Genomic DNA, 16,965 nt, shown 5'->3' on the forward strand with positions numbered 1-16,965 from the left:
TGTTTCTTTTACTCTAATATCTAATTCTACTCCTGATTTTGCTATATCTTCCATTATTTTAATACTATCAAATCCTTTGTCTGCTATAAAGGAATGAACTTTAATTTTAGATATATCTATATTTTTTAAAGCCCTTTCTAAAAGCTTTATTTCACTTGCATATGCTTCCCCTTCTTCTGCACATAAAACTATTCTTTTTTTATCTTCTGTAACTATACTTATAGGTACTATTCTTATATGATTTTGTACTTTCCTTATTTCTAATCCTCTTAAGTATTTAAGAGGGTATATATCATCAAAACTAAATCCTGTTCCATCTGCTATAAGATAAGAAACTTTTTTCTTTATCTTTTTTATTATGATTATTGCTGTTTTGTGTATTAATTTTTGTAATAAACTTTTTGGCAAAGCCTTTACCCTATAATGATATACAGATAATGATGGTAATTTCTGTATTATATCTTTTGTTTCTTCTAATACTTCTCTATATGAATATCCTTTTAGAATTTGGTATAGAAATAATGATATAATTAAATAGTCTGGATATTCTTTTGGTCTTCCTTTCCCTTTTTTCTCTTTTTTGCTTTTTTCTCTTAGTATTGATTTAGTTATTTTGATTATTTTTTTGAATTTCAATCTAGTTCTTCTTATTTTTATTCCCCCCTACTTTTAGTTTTTACCTTATTTTACATCTGACTCTATATTTTTAGAACACTTTCCATTTTTATTGACTTTTTGATTAATTCAGTATATATTATTATTCCTAAATTTAATTGAATATGTAAGGGCCCGTAGCTCAGTTGGTTAGAGCAGACGGCTCATAACCGTCAGGTCGGAGGTTCGAGTCCTCCCGGGCCCACCATTAATTTTGAGGAAAATATGCAAGAGAACATTGAAGATTTAATACTTTTACAAGATATAGACAAAAAAATCCAAGAAATAAAATCAAAACTTAAATCTATTCCATCAGAAATTCAAGAATTAAAAGAAAAGAAAGAAAATCTAATTTTCAAATTAGATGAAATAAAAACAAAAATAAAGAAACTCCAAACAACAAAAAAAGAAAAAGAACTTGATATTCAATCATTAGAAGATAAAATTTTAAAAATTCAAAACAATCTTGAAAATGTAAGAACTAACGAAGAATATAAAGCATTACTGAGAGAAAAAGCGAGAGCTGAAGAAATTATAATGCACACTGAAGATGAGATTTTAGAGATTATGGAAGAGATTGAAAATCTACAAAAAGAACAGCAAAAACTTGAAAAAGAAATAGAGATTGAAGCTTCTATAATTGAAAAAGAAATACAAGAAAAGGAAAAAATCTTAAAAGATTTAGAAAAAGAGCTTAAACATCTTGAAGAAGAAAAAAAGAAAATAGAAAGTAAAATACCTTCAAATCTTTTATCAAAATATAAAATGATAAAGAAAAAAGGCCTTCCTGTTGTTGCTTTTATTCAAGATCAATCATGTAGTGGTTGTTATATGGTAATTCCACCTAAATTATATAGTGAAATAATAAAAGGAAAAAAAGTTTCTACCTGCCCTAATTGTGGCAGGTTTTTATATTACAATGAATCTTAATTTGCTTTAACTTCTTTTAAAGTTTTATTTCTTATATATTTTTCTAAATCAATAACAAGTGGCACTGCTACATATATTGAAGAGTAAGTACCAAATATAATCCCTATTAATAAAGCAAGAGAGAAGCCTTTTAAAGATTCACCGCCAAATAAATAAAGAGCTAAAACTGAGAATAAAGTTGTTCCTGAAGTAATTAATGTTCTTGCTAAATTCTCATTAATACTTTGATTTGCAAGAAGAATTAAATTCTTTTTACCTCTTAATTTTAGATTTTCTCTCATTCTATCAAAAATTATGATTGTATCGTTTAATGAATAACCAAGTACTGTCAAAATAGCGGCAATTACAGAAAGATTTAGTTCTATACCAAATAAAGAGAAAAATCCAAGAGTTATAATAGCATCATGGAATAAAGGTATTACTGCAGCAATTGCAAAAACAGGTTCAAACCTATAACCAACATAAAGTAGTATAGCAATCATTACTGCAATTATTGAATATATACTGGCTTTTCTAAGTTCTTCACCAACAACAGAACCTATATATTCAACTTTTCTTATTTCATATTTATTTTTAAAAAATTCATCAAAAGCTTTTTTTACCTTCTTATATACTACTGTAGAACTTCCAACCTTTATAGGTACTCTTATTTCATACTCATTACCTTCCTTTCCAACAGATTGAATCTGAATATCAGTAATGTTTACTGTTTTTAAAGCTTTTCTAATTTCTCCTGCAGTGATCTGCTGTTTAAATTTTACTTGTATAGAAGTACCACCTGTAAAATCAAGTCCTAGATTAAAACCTTTTATGAAGATTAATAATAAACTTAATATTACAAAAGTAGCTGAAGTTATATAACCTATTTTTTTTATTTTTAAGAAATCTATATTTGGAGGGGTAGATAAAAAATGCCTCATTTTCACTCCTTAAAATGCGTATTTTAATTGTTTTTTACCACCAAGAATTAAATCAATAAATACTTTTGTAAGGTATAAAGCAGTAAATATAGAAATAATTGTACCTATTGATAAAGTTGCTGCAAATCCTTTCAAAGGACCTGTTCCAAATTGGAATAAAACAAATGCTGCAATTAAAGTAGTTACTTGCGCATCAAATATAGCATCCCAAGCCCTTTTAAATCCTTCTTCTATTGCAACTCTTAAAGTCATTCCTTTTCTAAGTTCTTCTTTAATTCTTTCAAAGATTATTACATTTGCGTCAACAGCCATACCAATGTTTAAAATAATACCTGCAATACCAGGAAGTGTTAATGTTACATCAAGTGCTACCATAGCAGCCCATAGGAAAAGACCATTAAAAAATAAAGCAATTATTGATATAAATCCTGAGATTGCATATCTCCATATCATAAATATACCAACAAGAATAAGGGCAGCGATACCTGCTTTAACTGTTTTTTCTATAGATTCTTTTCCTAAGGTTGGACCTATTACACTTTCTTCTAATATATAAACAGGTGCTGGTAATGCTCCAGCTCTTAAAACTATAGCTAAGTCTGCTGCTTCTTCAGAGGTAAAATCTCCAGTTATCTGACCAGATGCAGAAATTCTTGATCTAACAACAGGTGCAGACATAACTTTATTATCTAATACTATTGCAAGTCTTTTACCTATCATTTTTGCAGTTGCTTCTCCAAATTTATCAGCACCTTCTGAAGTAAGTTCAAAATTTACTGCTGGTTTCCCTCTATTATCAATAGTAGCTCTTGCATCTTTTAGCATATCTCCAGTGATAATAGGTTCTTTTTTTACTAAATACCACTCTTTTATTTTTTTTCCTTGTATTTTTTGTTCTACACCTTCTAAAATCTCTGTTCCTTCAGGAATACCATTTGGATATTTTTTCAATAATTCTTCTTTTGAAAAAGCAGTATCAACAACCTCTTTTATTTCCAGTTGAGCTGTTCTACCGATTATAGCTTTTGCTCTTTCAGGATCGACAACACCTGGTAATTCTACAAGAATTCTATCTTCACCTTTTCTTGCAATATTAGGGTTTAATGTTCCAAACTCATCAATTCTATTTCTTAAAGTTTCTATAGCTTGCTTAACAGTTTGATCTTTTATCTTTTTTATTTCCCACTCTTTAAATTTTACAAATAAAGCTCCATTTTGTGTATTAACATCAATAACAGGATTTTCTTCTCTTAATATATTTAAAGCTTTTTCTAATTTGGTGGGATCAAGTAAAGTTATAACAACACCTTTTGTTCCTTCAGCCTTTGCCTCAAGAACTTTTATTCCATTTTTTGTAAGAATATTTTCTATATCTTTTGCTAAATTTTGATATTTAAGTTCAATCACTTTATTTACATCAACTTGAAGAGTGATACTCATACCACCTTGAAGATCAAGGCCAAGTTTTACAGGTTTGCTAAAGATAAAATATAAAGCAACAACTGTTAAAATGAATATTAATGATAGTTTAAATTTGATATTCTCTTTAAATTTCAAGTTTTGCCCCTACATTTAATATTTGAATTCTATTATACATTAACTATTGCTTTGAACCAAAATTTTATAATATTATTTTCCTTTCTAAAAAACAAATTGAGGTATATATCCTGTTTAAATTTGAACTAATTAAAAAAGATGGAAATGCGAGACTTGGGAAAATATATACTAAGTATGGAATAATAGAAACTCCTGTTTTTATGCCTGTTGGAACGCAAGGTACAGTTAAAGCAATTACACAAAAACAACTTCTTGAAACAAAACCGCAAATTATACTTGGAAATACTTATCATTTATATTTAAGACCAGGAATAGAAGTATTAAAGCATTTTAAGGGACTTCATAACTTTGCCAACTGGAAACTTCCAATATTAACAGATAGTGGTGGTTTTCAAGTATTTTCTCTTGCTTATGGTAAAGATAGGGAAAAAGGACATAAACCAGAAGTAGTATTAACTGAAGAAGGAGTTAAATTTAAATCCCATTTAGATGGAAGTTGGCATTTTTTTACTCCTGAATTTGTAATTGAGATACAGAAAATAATTGGTAGTGATATTATGATGCCCCTTGATGTTTGTCCTCCTTATCCTGTAGAGAAAGAAAGAGCTAAAGATGCAGTAGAAAAAACAATAAGATGGCTTAAAAGATCCAAAAAAGCAAATGAAGGAAATTGGCAAGCCCTTTTTGGAATAATACAAGGTTCAGTTTTTGAAGATTTAAGAAAAGAAAGTGCTTTAAAAACTATAGAACTTGATATGGATGGATACTCAATTGGAGGTTTATCAGTTGGTGAACCTGCTGAATATATGTATGCTATGACTGAAGTTGTTGTAGATATAATTCCAGAAGATAAACCTAGATATTTAATGGGAGTTGGCACACCTGAAAATATAATAGAAAGTGTTGATAGAGGAATAGATATGTTTGATTGTGTAATGCCAACAAGAAATGCAAGAAATGGTACCTTATTTACTCATTATGGAAAAATAAATATGAAATCTGCAAAACATAAACTTTCTGATGAACCAATAGATAAAGAATGTGATTGTTATACATGTAATAACTTTTCAAGAGGCTATATAAGACATCTTTATAATGCCCAAGAAATAACTGCTATGATACTTGGAACAATACATAATTTAAGATTTTATAATAAATTAATGGAAGATATTAGGAAAGCTATAAAAGAAAATAGATTTAAAAGTTTTAAAGAAGAATTTTTGCAAAAATTTAAATCAGGAAATTAATTTTAGGAGGTGAATACTCACCTCCTATTTTATAATTAAGTAGTTGAACCTTCTTCATCTAAATATAATTCTCTAAATACTTCGTCTTTTATTTGTTCATTTTCACCTTTGAATCCTGGCATAGCCTCAATTCTATACCAAGCAGAACGGTACCATATATCTTGAGGTCCTTTATTTACAGGAGCAACTTTTTGAGCTCTTGTTTCTTCATGATATTCCCAGTTCATATATGCATTAAAATCTTGAACAATATCAGTAATAACCATTCCATAATCAGTTATTAAAGCTTTTTGGAATTGTTGCCATCTATTTAAAGAACTATCTCTAAGAGTTAAACCAAAATAACCTGCAGAACCTTCACTTCTTAATGCAGCAATACCTCTAGCTATAAATGCTTTAAATGCTTTTACAGTTTCTGGAGGATCTGTAATAAATACATCAAATGCTCCTATCCATTCTTCAGGGAAAGGATTTCTAAGATCAAATCTTATTGCTTCTGCATTTGTTATTCCAAGCTCTTTGAAAATTTTGTTATCAAACTCAATAGATCTTTCATCTATATCAAGAATTAAAACTCTTTTAGCAAGACCAGTTAAAGCAACAGCTAAACCTGTTAAATCATCCTCTGCACCCATTACAAGAATCTCTTTATTTCTTAAATCTTCTCGTGAATCTAAGAATAAAACTCTTGAAATTGTTGTTTCGGGAGTAACAGAACCTTGATCGTACTCTTGAATAGCTTTTGGTCTATCTTTTGCAAGCTCTACAAATGTTCTATACCAATCTTTATTTGCATAAAAAGGTATTCCTCTACCTTCACATGCTTGACATGTATAATCTACATAAGGAGGAATATTTAATTCTTTTACAAGATTAATACCTTTATCTGTTAAAAAAATTTCATCATTTTCTATTTTTACTATTCCTTCATTTAAAAGTTCTTTTATTATTTCTGATGCAGCTGGAACTGGTAAATCAGAATAGTCAACTACTTTCCAAAAATCAGTAGTTACTTGAAGAGCTGCAAGTACTCTTTCTACATTTCTACCAATAAGTTTAATATTTGTTTTTTCTGTAGCTCTTTTAGCAACATTTTCTAAAATTTCTGCCAATGGTTTACCTCCTAAGTATTAAATTAAATATAATATTTTAGCATATTTTATATATATTTTTTTTTGCTATAATTTAAATATGCAAGTAAATATAGGAAATACACAAATAATACTAAAAAAAGGTGATATTACAGAAGAAAAAGTAGATGCTATTGTTAATGCAGCAAATTCTACCCTTATGGGTGGAGGTGGTGTAGATGGTGCTATCCATTTAAAAGGTGGACCTTCTATATTAGAAGAATGTAAAAAAATAAGACAAACTATATATCCAGAAGGGCTTCCAACAGGAGAAGCGGTGATTACTACTGCAGGTAATTTACCTTCAAATTATGTAATTCATACAGTTGGACCAATATGTAATGGAAAATGGGATAAAGAAAAAGAAAAACTTTTATTTAATAGCTATTATAACTCTTTAAAACTTGCAAAAGAAAAAGGCTTACAAACCATAGCTTTTCCATTTATAAGTGCAGGAGTTTATAGATGTCCTAAAGAAGAAGCATCTAAAACAGCTTTAAAAGCGACAATTGAGTTTATTAAAAAAGAAAACTTCTTAAAAGAAATTAGATTTATTCTTTTTTCTGAAAATGATTATAGAATTTTTGAAAAAAATCTAAAAGAGATAATCAAATAATGAATATAGATCTTTTAATAGCCTCTTTAATACTTACATTTGTAGGAATTTATATAGTTTTTAGATATGTAGAAGAAAAGAAAAAGTATAAAAAAAATTATATTCCTATGCTTGAATCTTTTATTGAAAAATGCAAAAAAGAGAAAAAATATTATCAACATAGAGCAGATAATTTTAAACAAAATATAGAAGAAATAAAAAAACAGATACAAAAAATAAAAAACTCTACTAATGATTATAAATGGACAGATGAGGATATTAAAGATTTAAGAAGATTAAAAGGAAAAGAGCTTGAATCTATAATGACAGGTATTCTTGAAATATTAGATTATAAAGTTGAAGAACCACCAATTTTTAAAGATCATTTCATAGATTTTATAGCTAAAAAAGATAATAAAAAAATTTGTATATATTTTTTAGATTCTAAAAAGTTAAAAAATTTTTCAGAAAAAACTGTTAATGAACTTCTGAAAGGAAAAGAAAAATATAGATGTGATACAGTATGGATAATTTCTAATGTAGATATAAATAGGGATTTATTAAATCATACAGATATAAAACTTTTTACAGAAAAAGAGATTATAAAAGAGTTTCCTTCTTTAACAATATTTATTGATTATGAAGAAGCAAAAACTAAACTTCATAATTATGAACTTTTATATAAAGAAACATATGATGAAGTAATCAGAAGAGATGAATGGATAGAAGAAGCCAATAGAAAAATTCAAGAATTTCAATCCAATATGTCAAACTTGTCAAATTGACAAAAAAGTTATATCATCAATTTCAAATCTAATTATATAAGAGGGTATAATTATGATTAATATAATTTCAGGTAATAAAATAAAAATCATACCAGATATAGAGCCCCAAAAAGAAACTAAAATAACATATTTAAGAATATCAATCACAGATAGATGTAATCTTAAATGTTTTTATTGCAGGCCAGAAAATCAAGAATTTATACCAAGAGAAGAAGTTCTAGATTATGAAGATATGGTAAAGTTTGTAAAAGTTTTAACAAAGTTTGGACTTAAAACTGTAAGAATAACAGGGGGAGAACCTCTTTTAAGAAAAGATATAGAAAAATTTATCTCAATGTTAAATGAGATTGAAGGTATAGATGATATTGCTATGACTACAAATGCTATTACTTTAAAAAAACAGGCAAAAGCTTTAAAAGAAGCAGGACTAAAAAGATTAAATATATCAATAGATAGTTTAAAACCTAAGCTTTTTTATGATATTACAAAAGGTAATTTACAAGATGTAATAGATGGAATAATAGAAGCAAAAAAAGTTGGAATAGAGCCTATAAAAGTAAATGCAGTTGTAATTAAAGGATTAAATGAAGATGAAGCTATTGATTTTGTAGAGTTTGGAAGAGAGTATAATGTGGAAGTTAGATTTATTGAAATGATGCCTATAGGCCAAGGCCAGATAGATTGGAAAGAAGATATGGTACAGCCCCTTGAAAAAGTAAAACAAAAAATAGAAGAAAAATATGGGAAAATGCTACCTTCATTTTCAATGGGAAGTGGAGCAGCAAGAGTTTATGAGATACCTTCAATAAAAACAAAAGTTGGATTTATTACACCTATTTCTAATCCATTTTGCGATGGATGTTCTAAATTAAGACTTACAGTAGAAGGAAATGTAAAGTTATGCTTAAGAACAGATGATGAAATTCCAGCTAAGGATATATTAAAAGAAGGAACAGAAGAAGAAATTGAAGACTTTGTAAGAAAAGTAGTAGTAGCAAAAGAAATTTCAAATGAAAATATTCAGTTTAATAATTATGCATTTGGAGAATGCCAGAGAATAATGACTAGTATAGGTGGTTAATTATTAAAAACTATGTTTGATATAATAAATAATTAAATTAAAATAACGAGGTATAAAATGACTAAAGAAGAAAAATTACATTTAGAAGATTTTGTAGCAAGAGTTTTTACATTTGCTTTTGAACTTGGAACACAATTAGATGAATTACATAAAGAACTTAGAAAAATGAGATTTGAAACAAAAGATAAAGATTTAGAAGCCGCTTTAATTAATTTAGAACATGCTTTCTTTATGAATGCCCAATCTATAAATATATTAAAAGAGCAAGCAAGAAATGCAATCATTCCAACAAGAAAAGCTCCAAGAAAGTAATATACATACAGTATTTTTAAAAGCTTATGAATTAGTTGATGAAAATAAAATAGAAAAGATTAAGGATATTGAAACACCATTATTACTTGTAGAAAGGGTAAAAGATTTTAAAGAAAATACTTTTTGGATGAAAATCAGAGATATATGGGTATTAATAGGTAAAATACCTCCTTTAACACTTGAAACAGATGATATTGTATTTTTTAAAGAGTCTGGAAAGTGGGGATTATTTAAATATTTAGAAGAAAAAGATGAGCTTATAATCTTAAAAGATGCTAAAGGGGAAAGGACTACTAAAATTCCTAAGGAAGTTTTAAGTACATTAGAGCTTTTTGGGAAAGTATTAAGAGTTCAGGAAAAAGTATGAGAGCAATAATTTTAACTTTAGTATTTGCTTTGTTTTTTTCTTGCAATGAAAAAGAAAAACAGTCAAGTTTAAAAAAAATCCCGAAGAATGCTATAGTTGTAGATATAAATGGTAATCCTATAGAATTACCTAAGGATAAACTTATAATATTAAATTTTATGGCATATAGTTGTTCCGCTTGTATGAAAGAAATTCCTGTTATAAAAAAAGTTTTAAGAAAACCTGAATTTAAGGATAAATTTTATTTAGTAGGTTTAGTTATAGATACTAATAAAAATGATTTATCAGATAAAGAATTTCCTAAATATGCAAATAACAAAATCAATTTTATAAAATTTCCAGTACCTGGAACGCCAACTACTTATATAATAACTCCTAAAGGAAAGAAACTAGTTTATATATTTGGTGCAGTAACCGAGGAAAATTTTGAAAAATTCTTAAAAGAAGCTTTGAGAAAATACAAAGGGGCTATTTAGCCCTTATTTTTACTGACTTCCAAACTCTTTTTCTATCTCTTTATCTAATTCCTCATAAGCTTTTTTAGCTTGAAACTGTTGCCATAAAGCTCTTTCATTTTTAAAGCTCGCTAAGGTAGCCTGTTTTACTGCTTCTTTTACTGCTTGAGGATCTAAAACAACTAAAACATAAAGTTCCCCACTTGGAGATATCCACATATCCTTTTGCATTGAACCTTGTAAAAGTTGTGCAGTAACTTGTTTAGAGACTATAGCAGTAACTTTATCTACTGTTTGATCTTCACCAACACCTATTTGCTGAGAGAAATTTTTGACCATATTTTTTACTTTAACAGATAACATTCTCGCAAGTTCATCTCTTGCATTTGCAAGGGCTTCTGTTCTGGCAAACTGGATACCTGCTTTCCCAATTTTTGCTGAACCTACTGCAGCCAACTGTTTTCCATTTGGAGGATTTAATACCCAAACAGGAGCATTTTGAAATTCATTTTTCCATTTTTGATTTTGAATTTTTGCTGGCTGTTGTTTAGGTTTCTCTATTTTCTTCTTTGCACAAGAACCAAAAAAGAAACTAACAAATATTACTAAAAATAGCGACAAAACTTTTTTCATCTTTAAATATCCTCCCTTTTTTAATTATTATTAATTAAGATTAATAATAATTCTGGTAGGGGAAAAAGTCAAAATCTTATATCCATAAATACTTTCTAATGCATTTGCTAAATATATAGGATTTTCAAGATATTCAACTCTAAATTTACCTATCCCTAAGTCTTCTACAGATTTTACCCAAGGAAGTTTTTGTAAATTGGATTTAATTTCAAAATTTTTAGAAACTGATTTTATATCTTTAACATACACAATAATAAATTTTCTTTTAGATATCATATATCTTTGGATTTTATTTAAAATATCATCTGCAAGTTTTGGAGCTAAAGATTCTAAAGCCTTATTTTTAGCATATTCATCTATAGAACTTATTCCTTTAGCAGAAACATTTCCAGAAGATAAAATTCGTATTCTACCTTTATCTTTCATAAGAAGATAGTATTGAGCTTGAGCCAAAATAATATTAAAAGGAGAATATAATTCATAGCCAATATTTTGTCCTGCTTTTGTTCTATATATAAATCTTATTTTTCCTATAATAGTGATTTTAGCTAAACTTCTTGTTAAAAGTCTTCTTAAAGATATAAATCTTCTTTGAGAAATTATATTTTCTATTTCATAAGGATTTATGTCAGGATCCGATGCAAAATCATAAACTTCAAATCCTTGCTGAGTTAATGTATTAATAAGCTCCACATTTACAGGGTTCATATCATCTAATTCAATATTATTTCTATCTTGAACAATAAAAATCACATTAAACATAGTATTTCTGCTGATAAGACTTAAAGCCTTTTCTGCTTTTTGTGGATAAACACAACCTTTAATAGTAACTCTAACTGCATCACCTAAGTTTTCTTCTTTTATTATTTTTACATCTGTTATAAACCCTTTTACATCTTTTGTAATTACTTCATCTAATAATTTAAAATTTTCTATTACACTTTTTACATTAATTTGGGTTCCTAATGCCTTTTCTAATGCATCCCATTTTGCTCTTGCACAAGCTTCCATTTTCGCTGATGAATAATCTTTAATAATAGATGCCTCACCAATACCCTCTTGCCATTTACATTTTATATGCTTAGCATAAATACTATTACTTATTAACAAAATTATTAATAAATTTAAAATATAAAAACTTCTCTTCATTTTGTTTTCACAATATCCTTTATTTTAACTTTACTTGCATTATCACCTTCTATTATACATACAGCTCTTTCTGGATATAACTCATTTTCTGCCACTACACATTCTGCTATAATTTTTTCTTCGGTTATTATTTGACCAGTAATAGGGTTTTTTTCTTGTTGATATTCTATAATCTCAAGTTTATCTCCTGGTTTTAAACCGTCATTTTTACCTAAGGTTATAAAAGCAACTCTTTTAGAAGGATCTTTTTTATGTGTCATTAATTTATAAATATATCCATAAGAAGGAAAATATTCTTTAAAAGAATGTAAAGAACCAGATATTGCTTTATATGTAGCCTCAGATAAAAGTCCACAAGGATCTGTAATCCTACATTGATATGCATATCTAATTTGCGTAGAACTAAATGCTTGACCTGCTAAAATAAAAGATTTGATTACTTTAGTTGATGGGAATTTTATTAATCTATAAGAGATTATTACTTTTCCATATTTTGTACAAGAAGGAGGAATATAATGTATTTTTCCTTTTTTGTCATACCATCTTTTAGATTCTCTAAACTGTGTATCCACACGTGCAGTAGTAACAGCTCCAACTAAAGCAAAATCTATGTTTCCTCCAATTTTTGATAATTTTTCTAAATTTATATCTTTTCCCATAGATTCTTGAAATTGTAACTCTTGCATTATCTTATCTAACTCGCTTCTTTCAAGTACTTCAACACTTCCTAATTTTTCTAATGCCGAGATTGTGTATTCTTGAGCTGTTTTAGCTAACCCGCATTTTTTAACTATGTAGTTAGAAGAGCTTAGCGGTAAAACAGCAATCTTTGGCTTTCTTTTTTCTATTATATATTTAGGAATTTCTTGATTTGCTATGATTAAATCCTGCTTAGTTTTTGTATATTCCTTTAGATTAACTTTTGGTGTACAGGAACTAAGAAAAATTAATATAGCCAAAAATAAAAAATAATATATTTTCATAGGTACCCTCCTTCTTTGATATATTTTATTATATAAATTTAAAATGGAGTTATAAAATGAGAATACTTATCTTAATTATTATTTCTTTTTCTATAGTAGCGTGTAGTGAAAAAACAGAGAAAACAGAAAAAAAGATAAACAAAGAGTATTTACTGGAAAAAGCTAATGCTAATTTTCAAGAACTTGAAAGAGAATCAGAAAAAAGCCCTGAAGAGTTAACACTTCCTGAAACAAAAGATGAAGCAACTATGCTAAAAGTTAATAAAAAGCTAGTAAAGAGAAAGATGATTATAACTAAAAGGGATATCCATACTAAATATCCACTTAAAAATGGTTATCCGATTTGGTTTTATAATCCTAATTATGGAGGATATATTGGTGCAGTTGGAATTGCAAGGAAAACAAAAAATATAGGTTATCCAGAGCAAAAAAGATTAGCTATAATGATTGCACAAGCAAATCTTTCAAAGCAGTTAAAACTTTTAGTAAATGCAGAGGTTTATACTGAAAAATTAAGAATAAGTAGAAAAGATTATGAAGAATATAAATCAAAACTAGAATCATTATCAAGACAAGAATCCTCTGCTTATTTAAGAAATACTGTTGTTAAAGATGAATGGATAGATCCAAAAACAGGAGATTTATATGTATGGGTAGTCCTTGAGAAATAAGTTAAAATATATTACTTAAATTCAAATCCTATTTGGAGGATTTATGTCTGAAAGATTAAAAAAGATAAGAAATTTTTCTATAATAGCCCATGTTGATCATGGAAAATCAACTCTTGCAGATAGATTAATGGAATTTTGTAATGCAATTACCGAAAGAGAAAAAGAAGACCAACTTCTTGATACTTTAGAAATAGAAAAAGAAAGAGGAATTACAATAAAACTTCAAGCTATAAGATTAAACTATAAAGCTAAAGATGGTGAAAACTATATATTACATCTTATAGATACACCGGGGCATGTTGATTTTGGATATGAAGTTTCACGTTCTCTTACTGCTTGTGAAGGAGCATTACTTTTAATAGATGCAACTCAAGGAATAGAAGCTCAAACTTTGGCTACATTTTGGCAGGCTTTAAATTTAGATTTAGAGATAATACCTGTAATTAATAAAATAGATTTACCTTCTGCAGATGTAGATAGAATTAAAAGACAGATAGAAGATGTTTTAGGTTTAGATCCAGAAGAAGCAATATTAGCATCTGGTAAAGCAGGGATTGGTATAGAAGAAATTCTGGAAGCAATTGTTAAAAAAATTCCCCATCCAAAAGGAGATGAAAGTAAACCATTAAAAGCTTTAATTTTTGATTCTTATTATGATCCATATAGAGGAGCAGTTGCATTTATAAGGGTTTTTGATGGAGAAATTAAAAAAGGCACAAAGATAAGATTAATGTCAACAGGCAAAGAGTTTGAAGTTACAGAAGTAGGAGCACAAATGCCAAAAATGACTGCATTAGATTCTTTAAAAGCAGGCGATGTTGGATATGTTGCTGCATCTATAAAAGATGTGAAAGATATTAGAGTTGGAGATACAATTACAGATGCTAAAAATCCAACACCTGAGCCAATTCCCGGATTTAGACCAGCAAAACCTATGGTATATGCAGGACTTTATCCTACAGGCTCAACAACTTTTGAAGATATGAGAGATGCCCTTGAAAAATACTCAATAAATGATGCTGCATTAACTTATGAAGTTGAAAGCTCACCAGCTTTAGGACTTGGATTTAGATGTGGATTTTTAGGACTTCTTCATATGGAAATAGTACAAGAAAGACTTGAAAGAGAATATGATATAGAGCTTATAACTACTGCTCCAAATGTTATTTATAAAGTAAAACTAAAAACAGGAGAAGAAATAGAAGTAAGAAATCCTTCTCAACTTCCAGACATATCTAAAATACAAGCTATATTAGAGCCTTATATAGAGGCAGATATAATATCTCCTTCTGAATATATTGGAGCTATTATGCAACTTGTTCAAGAAAAAAGAGGTATTCAAAAAGGCTTTGATTATTTAGATAAAAATACAGCCCATTTAAGATATGAAATACCTATGGCAGAAGTTTTATTTGATTTTCATGATAAACTAAAAACTGCTACAAGAGGATATGCATCATTTGATTATGATTTTATTGGATATAAAGAAGGAGATTTGGTAAAGATTGATATAAAAATAAATGGAGAACCTGTAGATGCTCTTTCTTTTATAGTTCATAAAGATAAAGCTTATAGAGTAGGTAGAAATATAGTAGATAAAATGAAAGAAGTTATACCAAAACAACTTTTTGAAGTTAGAATTCAAGCAACAATTGGTTCAAAAGTAATAGCATCTGCCAAAATAGCACCTTTAAGAAGAGATGTTCTTGCAAAATGTTATGGTGGTGATGTAACAAGAAAGAAAAAACTTCTTGAAAAGCAGAAAGAAGGTAAAAAAAGAATGAAACAATTTGGAAAGGTAGAACTTCCTCAAGAAGCATTTTTAAGTATATTAAAAGCAGACTAATGGATAATATTGATAAAAAGATAATTCAGTTAACAAAGGAAAAAACTATTTCAGGAGAAACCCTTTCCTCTTTTTTTGGAATTTCAAGAACTGCCATTTGGAAAAGAATAAAAAAATTAGAAAAATTAGGATATAAATTTTCCCATTTAAAAGAAGGATATAAACTTATTTTAACCTCTCCATATCTTTTAGAAACTGAAATAAAACCATTTATAAAAACAAGATTAATAGGAAAAGAATATATATTCTTTGAAGAAATAGATTCAACAAATATTTATGCAAAAGAAAATAATCTAAATGAAGGAACAGTTATAGTTGCTGAAACTCAAACAAAAGGAAAAGGTAGAAAAGGAAGAAAATGGATATCTACTAAAGGAAAAGGATTATATTTTTCTACTGTTTTAAAACCAGAAATTAATATAAATCAGCTTTTAAGATTTTCTTTAATTTTTCCATATTCAGTATATGAAACTATAAAGCAAGAGAATTTAACTCCTAAAATAAAGTGGCCAAATGATATTTATCTAAGCAATAGAAAAGTTTCAGGAATTTTAATGGAAACTGATATAGAAGGCTCAGAAATAAAAAAATTAGTAGTTGGAATAGGTATAAATGTAAATCATAATATAGAAGATTTAAACGAGATAAAAGATATTGCAACTTCTTTATTTTTAGAAAAAGGACAAAATATAGATAGAAAAAGATTTTTTATAAGACTATTACAAAACATAGAAAAAAATTATTTCCAATTTTTGGAAAATAAATTAAATCCTATAGAAAAAGTAGAAGAAAATCTACTTTGGAAAGATGAAGAAGTAAAAATATTAGATGGAAATAAAGAGATAAAAGGAATTTTAAAAGGATTAGATAACCAAGGAGGAATAATCCTTCAAATAGGAAATAATTTAGAAAGTTTTTATTCAGGAGATTTATCTTTAAGGAAAACTTAAATTTTTCTAATATCTATAAACTCACCACTTTTAAAATTTTCTTTAATCGTAGCTAAAAGATTAAATATTTTTTCTGCGGCTTCTCTTGGAGTTTGCTTATAAGAAGATTTTAATCTTTTTACTGAAGGAAATTTTTCTTCATCTACATTTTTAAGTATATATTCAAGCATTGGAGTTAAAACAAGCCCAGGAGCTAAAGCTATAATATGAGTATTTTCCATCTCTCTTGAATAAAGTTTTAAAAGCATATTTAAAGATGCTTTAGAGATTGAATATCCTCCCCAACCTTTATTACCATTAACAGCTGCACCTGAAGAAATACCTATTATCTGATTAACTTCTTTATTTTCATTAATTAAGCAATCAAGTATTATCTTATTAGCCCAAACATTTATGTCCATAATATCTTGAATTTCATAAAGATTAGTTTTATTTATCTCTTTAATATCTCCAAGAATTCCAGCATTTAAAATCACAAGATCAATATTTTCTATATCTTTTAATAATTCTTTTGTACAGTTATAAACTGTTTCAAGAGCTTTAAGATCACAATATTTAAATTTTATTCTACCTTTAAATTCTATTGGTAAATGTCTACTTAAAGCAAAAACTTTATAACCTCTTTCTAAAGCAACTTCTACAAAAGCTTTACCAAGTCCTGAGCCTATGCCTGTAATAAATAAATTTTTCATAATTTATC

Annotated in this window: 19 protein-coding genes and 1 tRNA gene; 12 read left to right on the forward strand and 8 right to left on the reverse strand. The window is 27.7% G+C overall.

Annotated elements, in window-relative coordinates:
- The coding region (locus CLV39_RS07735) for an IS5/IS1182 family transposase (protein ID WP_121923671.1) at positions 1-636 on the reverse strand (636 nt) is incomplete at its 3' end.
- Positions 637-785: 149 nt separating this feature from the next.
- Here CLV39_RS07735 and CLV39_RS07740 point away from each other — a divergent pair.
- Together CLV39_RS07740 and CLV39_RS07745 are read left to right on the forward strand one after the other, a co-directional pair.
- A tRNA-Ile gene (locus CLV39_RS07740) sits at positions 786-862 on the forward strand.
- Positions 863-879: 17 nt separating this feature from the next.
- Complete coding sequence (locus tag CLV39_RS07745; RefSeq protein WP_121923672.1) at positions 880-1,584, forward strand: zinc ribbon domain-containing protein; 705 nt, start codon at positions 880-882, stop codon at positions 1,582-1,584.
- On the opposite strand, the gene secF is transcribed toward CLV39_RS07745, so the two are convergent.
- Positions 1,581-2,504, reverse strand: a complete 924-nt coding sequence (gene secF, locus CLV39_RS07750) for a protein translocase subunit SecF (RefSeq protein ID WP_121923673.1) — start codon at positions 2,502-2,504, stop codon at positions 1,581-1,583. The genes CLV39_RS07745 and secF overlap by 4 nt on opposite strands.
- Positions 2,505-2,513: 9 nt before the next feature.
- Entirely contained in the window at positions 2,514-4,061 is a 1,548-nt protein-coding gene (gene secD / locus CLV39_RS07755) for a protein translocase subunit SecD (protein WP_121923674.1), read from the reverse strand.
- Positions 4,062-4,168: 107 nt separating this feature from the next.
- Between secD and tgt the strand changes: the two genes are divergently transcribed.
- On the forward strand, positions 4,169-5,308 hold the full coding sequence (gene tgt / locus CLV39_RS07760) for a tRNA guanosine(34) transglycosylase Tgt (protein WP_170145628.1): 1,140 nt from the start codon (positions 4,169-4,171) through the stop codon (positions 5,306-5,308).
- Positions 5,309-5,343: 35 nt separating this feature from the next.
- Here the strand turns inward: tgt and CLV39_RS07765 are convergent, their stop codons facing one another.
- Complete coding sequence (locus CLV39_RS07765) at positions 5,344-6,420, reverse strand: bis-aminopropyl spermidine synthase family protein (protein ID WP_121923676.1); 1,077 nt, start codon at positions 6,418-6,420, stop codon at positions 5,344-5,346.
- Positions 6,421-6,499: 79 nt separating this feature from the next.
- Here CLV39_RS07765 and CLV39_RS07770 point away from each other — a divergent pair, with 79 nt between their 5' ends.
- The 6 genes from CLV39_RS07770 to CLV39_RS07795 are packed head-to-tail and all read left to right on the forward strand — an operon-like array spanning position 6,500 to position 10,054.
- Positions 6,500-7,054, forward strand: coding sequence for an O-acetyl-ADP-ribose deacetylase (locus CLV39_RS07770; protein WP_121923677.1), 555 nt, complete (start codon positions 6,500-6,502; stop codon positions 7,052-7,054).
- Positions 7,054-7,818, forward strand: a complete 765-nt coding sequence (locus CLV39_RS07775) for a restriction endonuclease (protein ID WP_121923678.1) — start codon at positions 7,054-7,056, stop codon at positions 7,816-7,818. The genes CLV39_RS07770 and CLV39_RS07775 overlap by 1 nt, the downstream gene beginning before the upstream one ends.
- 52 nt (positions 7,819-7,870) lie before the next feature.
- Positions 7,871-8,899 carry a GTP 3',8-cyclase MoaA gene (gene moaA, locus CLV39_RS07780; protein WP_121923679.1) on the forward strand — a complete coding sequence of 343 codons (1,029 nt, stop codon included), beginning with the start codon at positions 7,871-7,873 and terminating at the stop codon, positions 8,897-8,899.
- A gap of 57 nt (positions 8,900-8,956) precedes the next feature.
- On the forward strand, positions 8,957-9,211 hold the full coding sequence (locus tag CLV39_RS07785) for a replication initiation protein (RefSeq protein WP_121923680.1): 255 nt from the start codon (positions 8,957-8,959) through the stop codon (positions 9,209-9,211).
- Entirely contained in the window at positions 9,174-9,578 is a 405-nt protein-coding gene (locus CLV39_RS07790) for a hypothetical protein (protein WP_121923681.1), read from the forward strand. Before CLV39_RS07785 ends, CLV39_RS07790 begins: the two co-directional genes overlap by 38 nt.
- Complete coding sequence (locus tag CLV39_RS07795; protein ID WP_121923682.1) at positions 9,575-10,054, forward strand: TlpA family protein disulfide reductase; 480 nt, start codon at positions 9,575-9,577, stop codon at positions 10,052-10,054. Before CLV39_RS07790 ends, CLV39_RS07795 begins: the two co-directional genes overlap by 4 nt.
- A gap of 9 nt (positions 10,055-10,063) precedes the next feature.
- Here the strand turns inward: CLV39_RS07795 and CLV39_RS07800 are convergent, their stop codons facing one another.
- Genes CLV39_RS07800 through CLV39_RS07810 form a run of 3 tightly spaced genes read right to left on the reverse strand, consistent with a single transcriptional unit; the run spans position 10,064 to position 12,798 of the window.
- Positions 10,064-10,666, reverse strand: a complete 603-nt coding sequence (locus CLV39_RS07800; RefSeq protein ID WP_121923683.1) for an LPP20 family lipoprotein — start codon at positions 10,664-10,666, stop codon at positions 10,064-10,066.
- Positions 10,667-10,696: 30 nt separating this feature from the next.
- The gene (locus CLV39_RS07805) at positions 10,697-11,815 is read right to left on the reverse strand and encodes a hypothetical protein (protein WP_121923684.1); all 1,119 of its coding nucleotides are present in this window, start codon (positions 11,813-11,815) and stop codon (positions 10,697-10,699) included.
- Complete coding sequence (locus CLV39_RS07810) at positions 11,812-12,798, reverse strand: hypothetical protein (protein ID WP_121923685.1); 987 nt, start codon at positions 12,796-12,798, stop codon at positions 11,812-11,814. The genes CLV39_RS07805 and CLV39_RS07810 overlap by 4 nt, the downstream gene beginning before the upstream one ends.
- A 56-nt stretch (positions 12,799-12,854) precedes the next feature.
- On the opposite strand from CLV39_RS07810, the gene CLV39_RS07815 reads away from it, so the two are divergent.
- From CLV39_RS07815 to CLV39_RS07825, 3 genes are read left to right on the forward strand one after another with little or no spacing between them, the layout of a single operon-like run.
- Positions 12,855-13,469, forward strand: a complete 615-nt coding sequence (locus CLV39_RS07815; protein ID WP_121923686.1) for an LPP20 family lipoprotein — start codon at positions 12,855-12,857, stop codon at positions 13,467-13,469.
- A gap of 43 nt (positions 13,470-13,512) precedes the next feature.
- Positions 13,513-15,315, forward strand: a complete 1,803-nt coding sequence (lepA, locus tag CLV39_RS07820; protein ID WP_121923687.1) for a translation elongation factor 4 — start codon at positions 13,513-13,515, stop codon at positions 15,313-15,315.
- Entirely contained in the window at positions 15,315-16,265 is a 951-nt protein-coding gene (locus CLV39_RS07825) for a biotin--[acetyl-CoA-carboxylase] ligase (RefSeq protein WP_121923688.1), read from the forward strand. Before lepA ends, CLV39_RS07825 begins: the two co-directional genes overlap by 1 nt.
- On the opposite strand, the gene CLV39_RS07830 is transcribed toward CLV39_RS07825, so the two are convergent.
- A complete protein-coding gene (locus tag CLV39_RS07830; RefSeq protein WP_121923689.1) occupies positions 16,262-16,957 on the reverse strand; it encodes an SDR family NAD(P)-dependent oxidoreductase in 696 nt (231 codons plus the stop codon). The genes CLV39_RS07825 and CLV39_RS07830 overlap by 4 nt on opposite strands.
- Positions 16,958-16,965 lie beyond the last annotated feature (8 nt).

Source organism: Hydrogenothermus marinus (genome assembly GCF_003688665.1).
GTDB classification, from domain to species: Bacteria; Aquificota; Aquificia; order Aquificales; family Hydrogenothermaceae; genus Hydrogenothermus; species Hydrogenothermus marinus.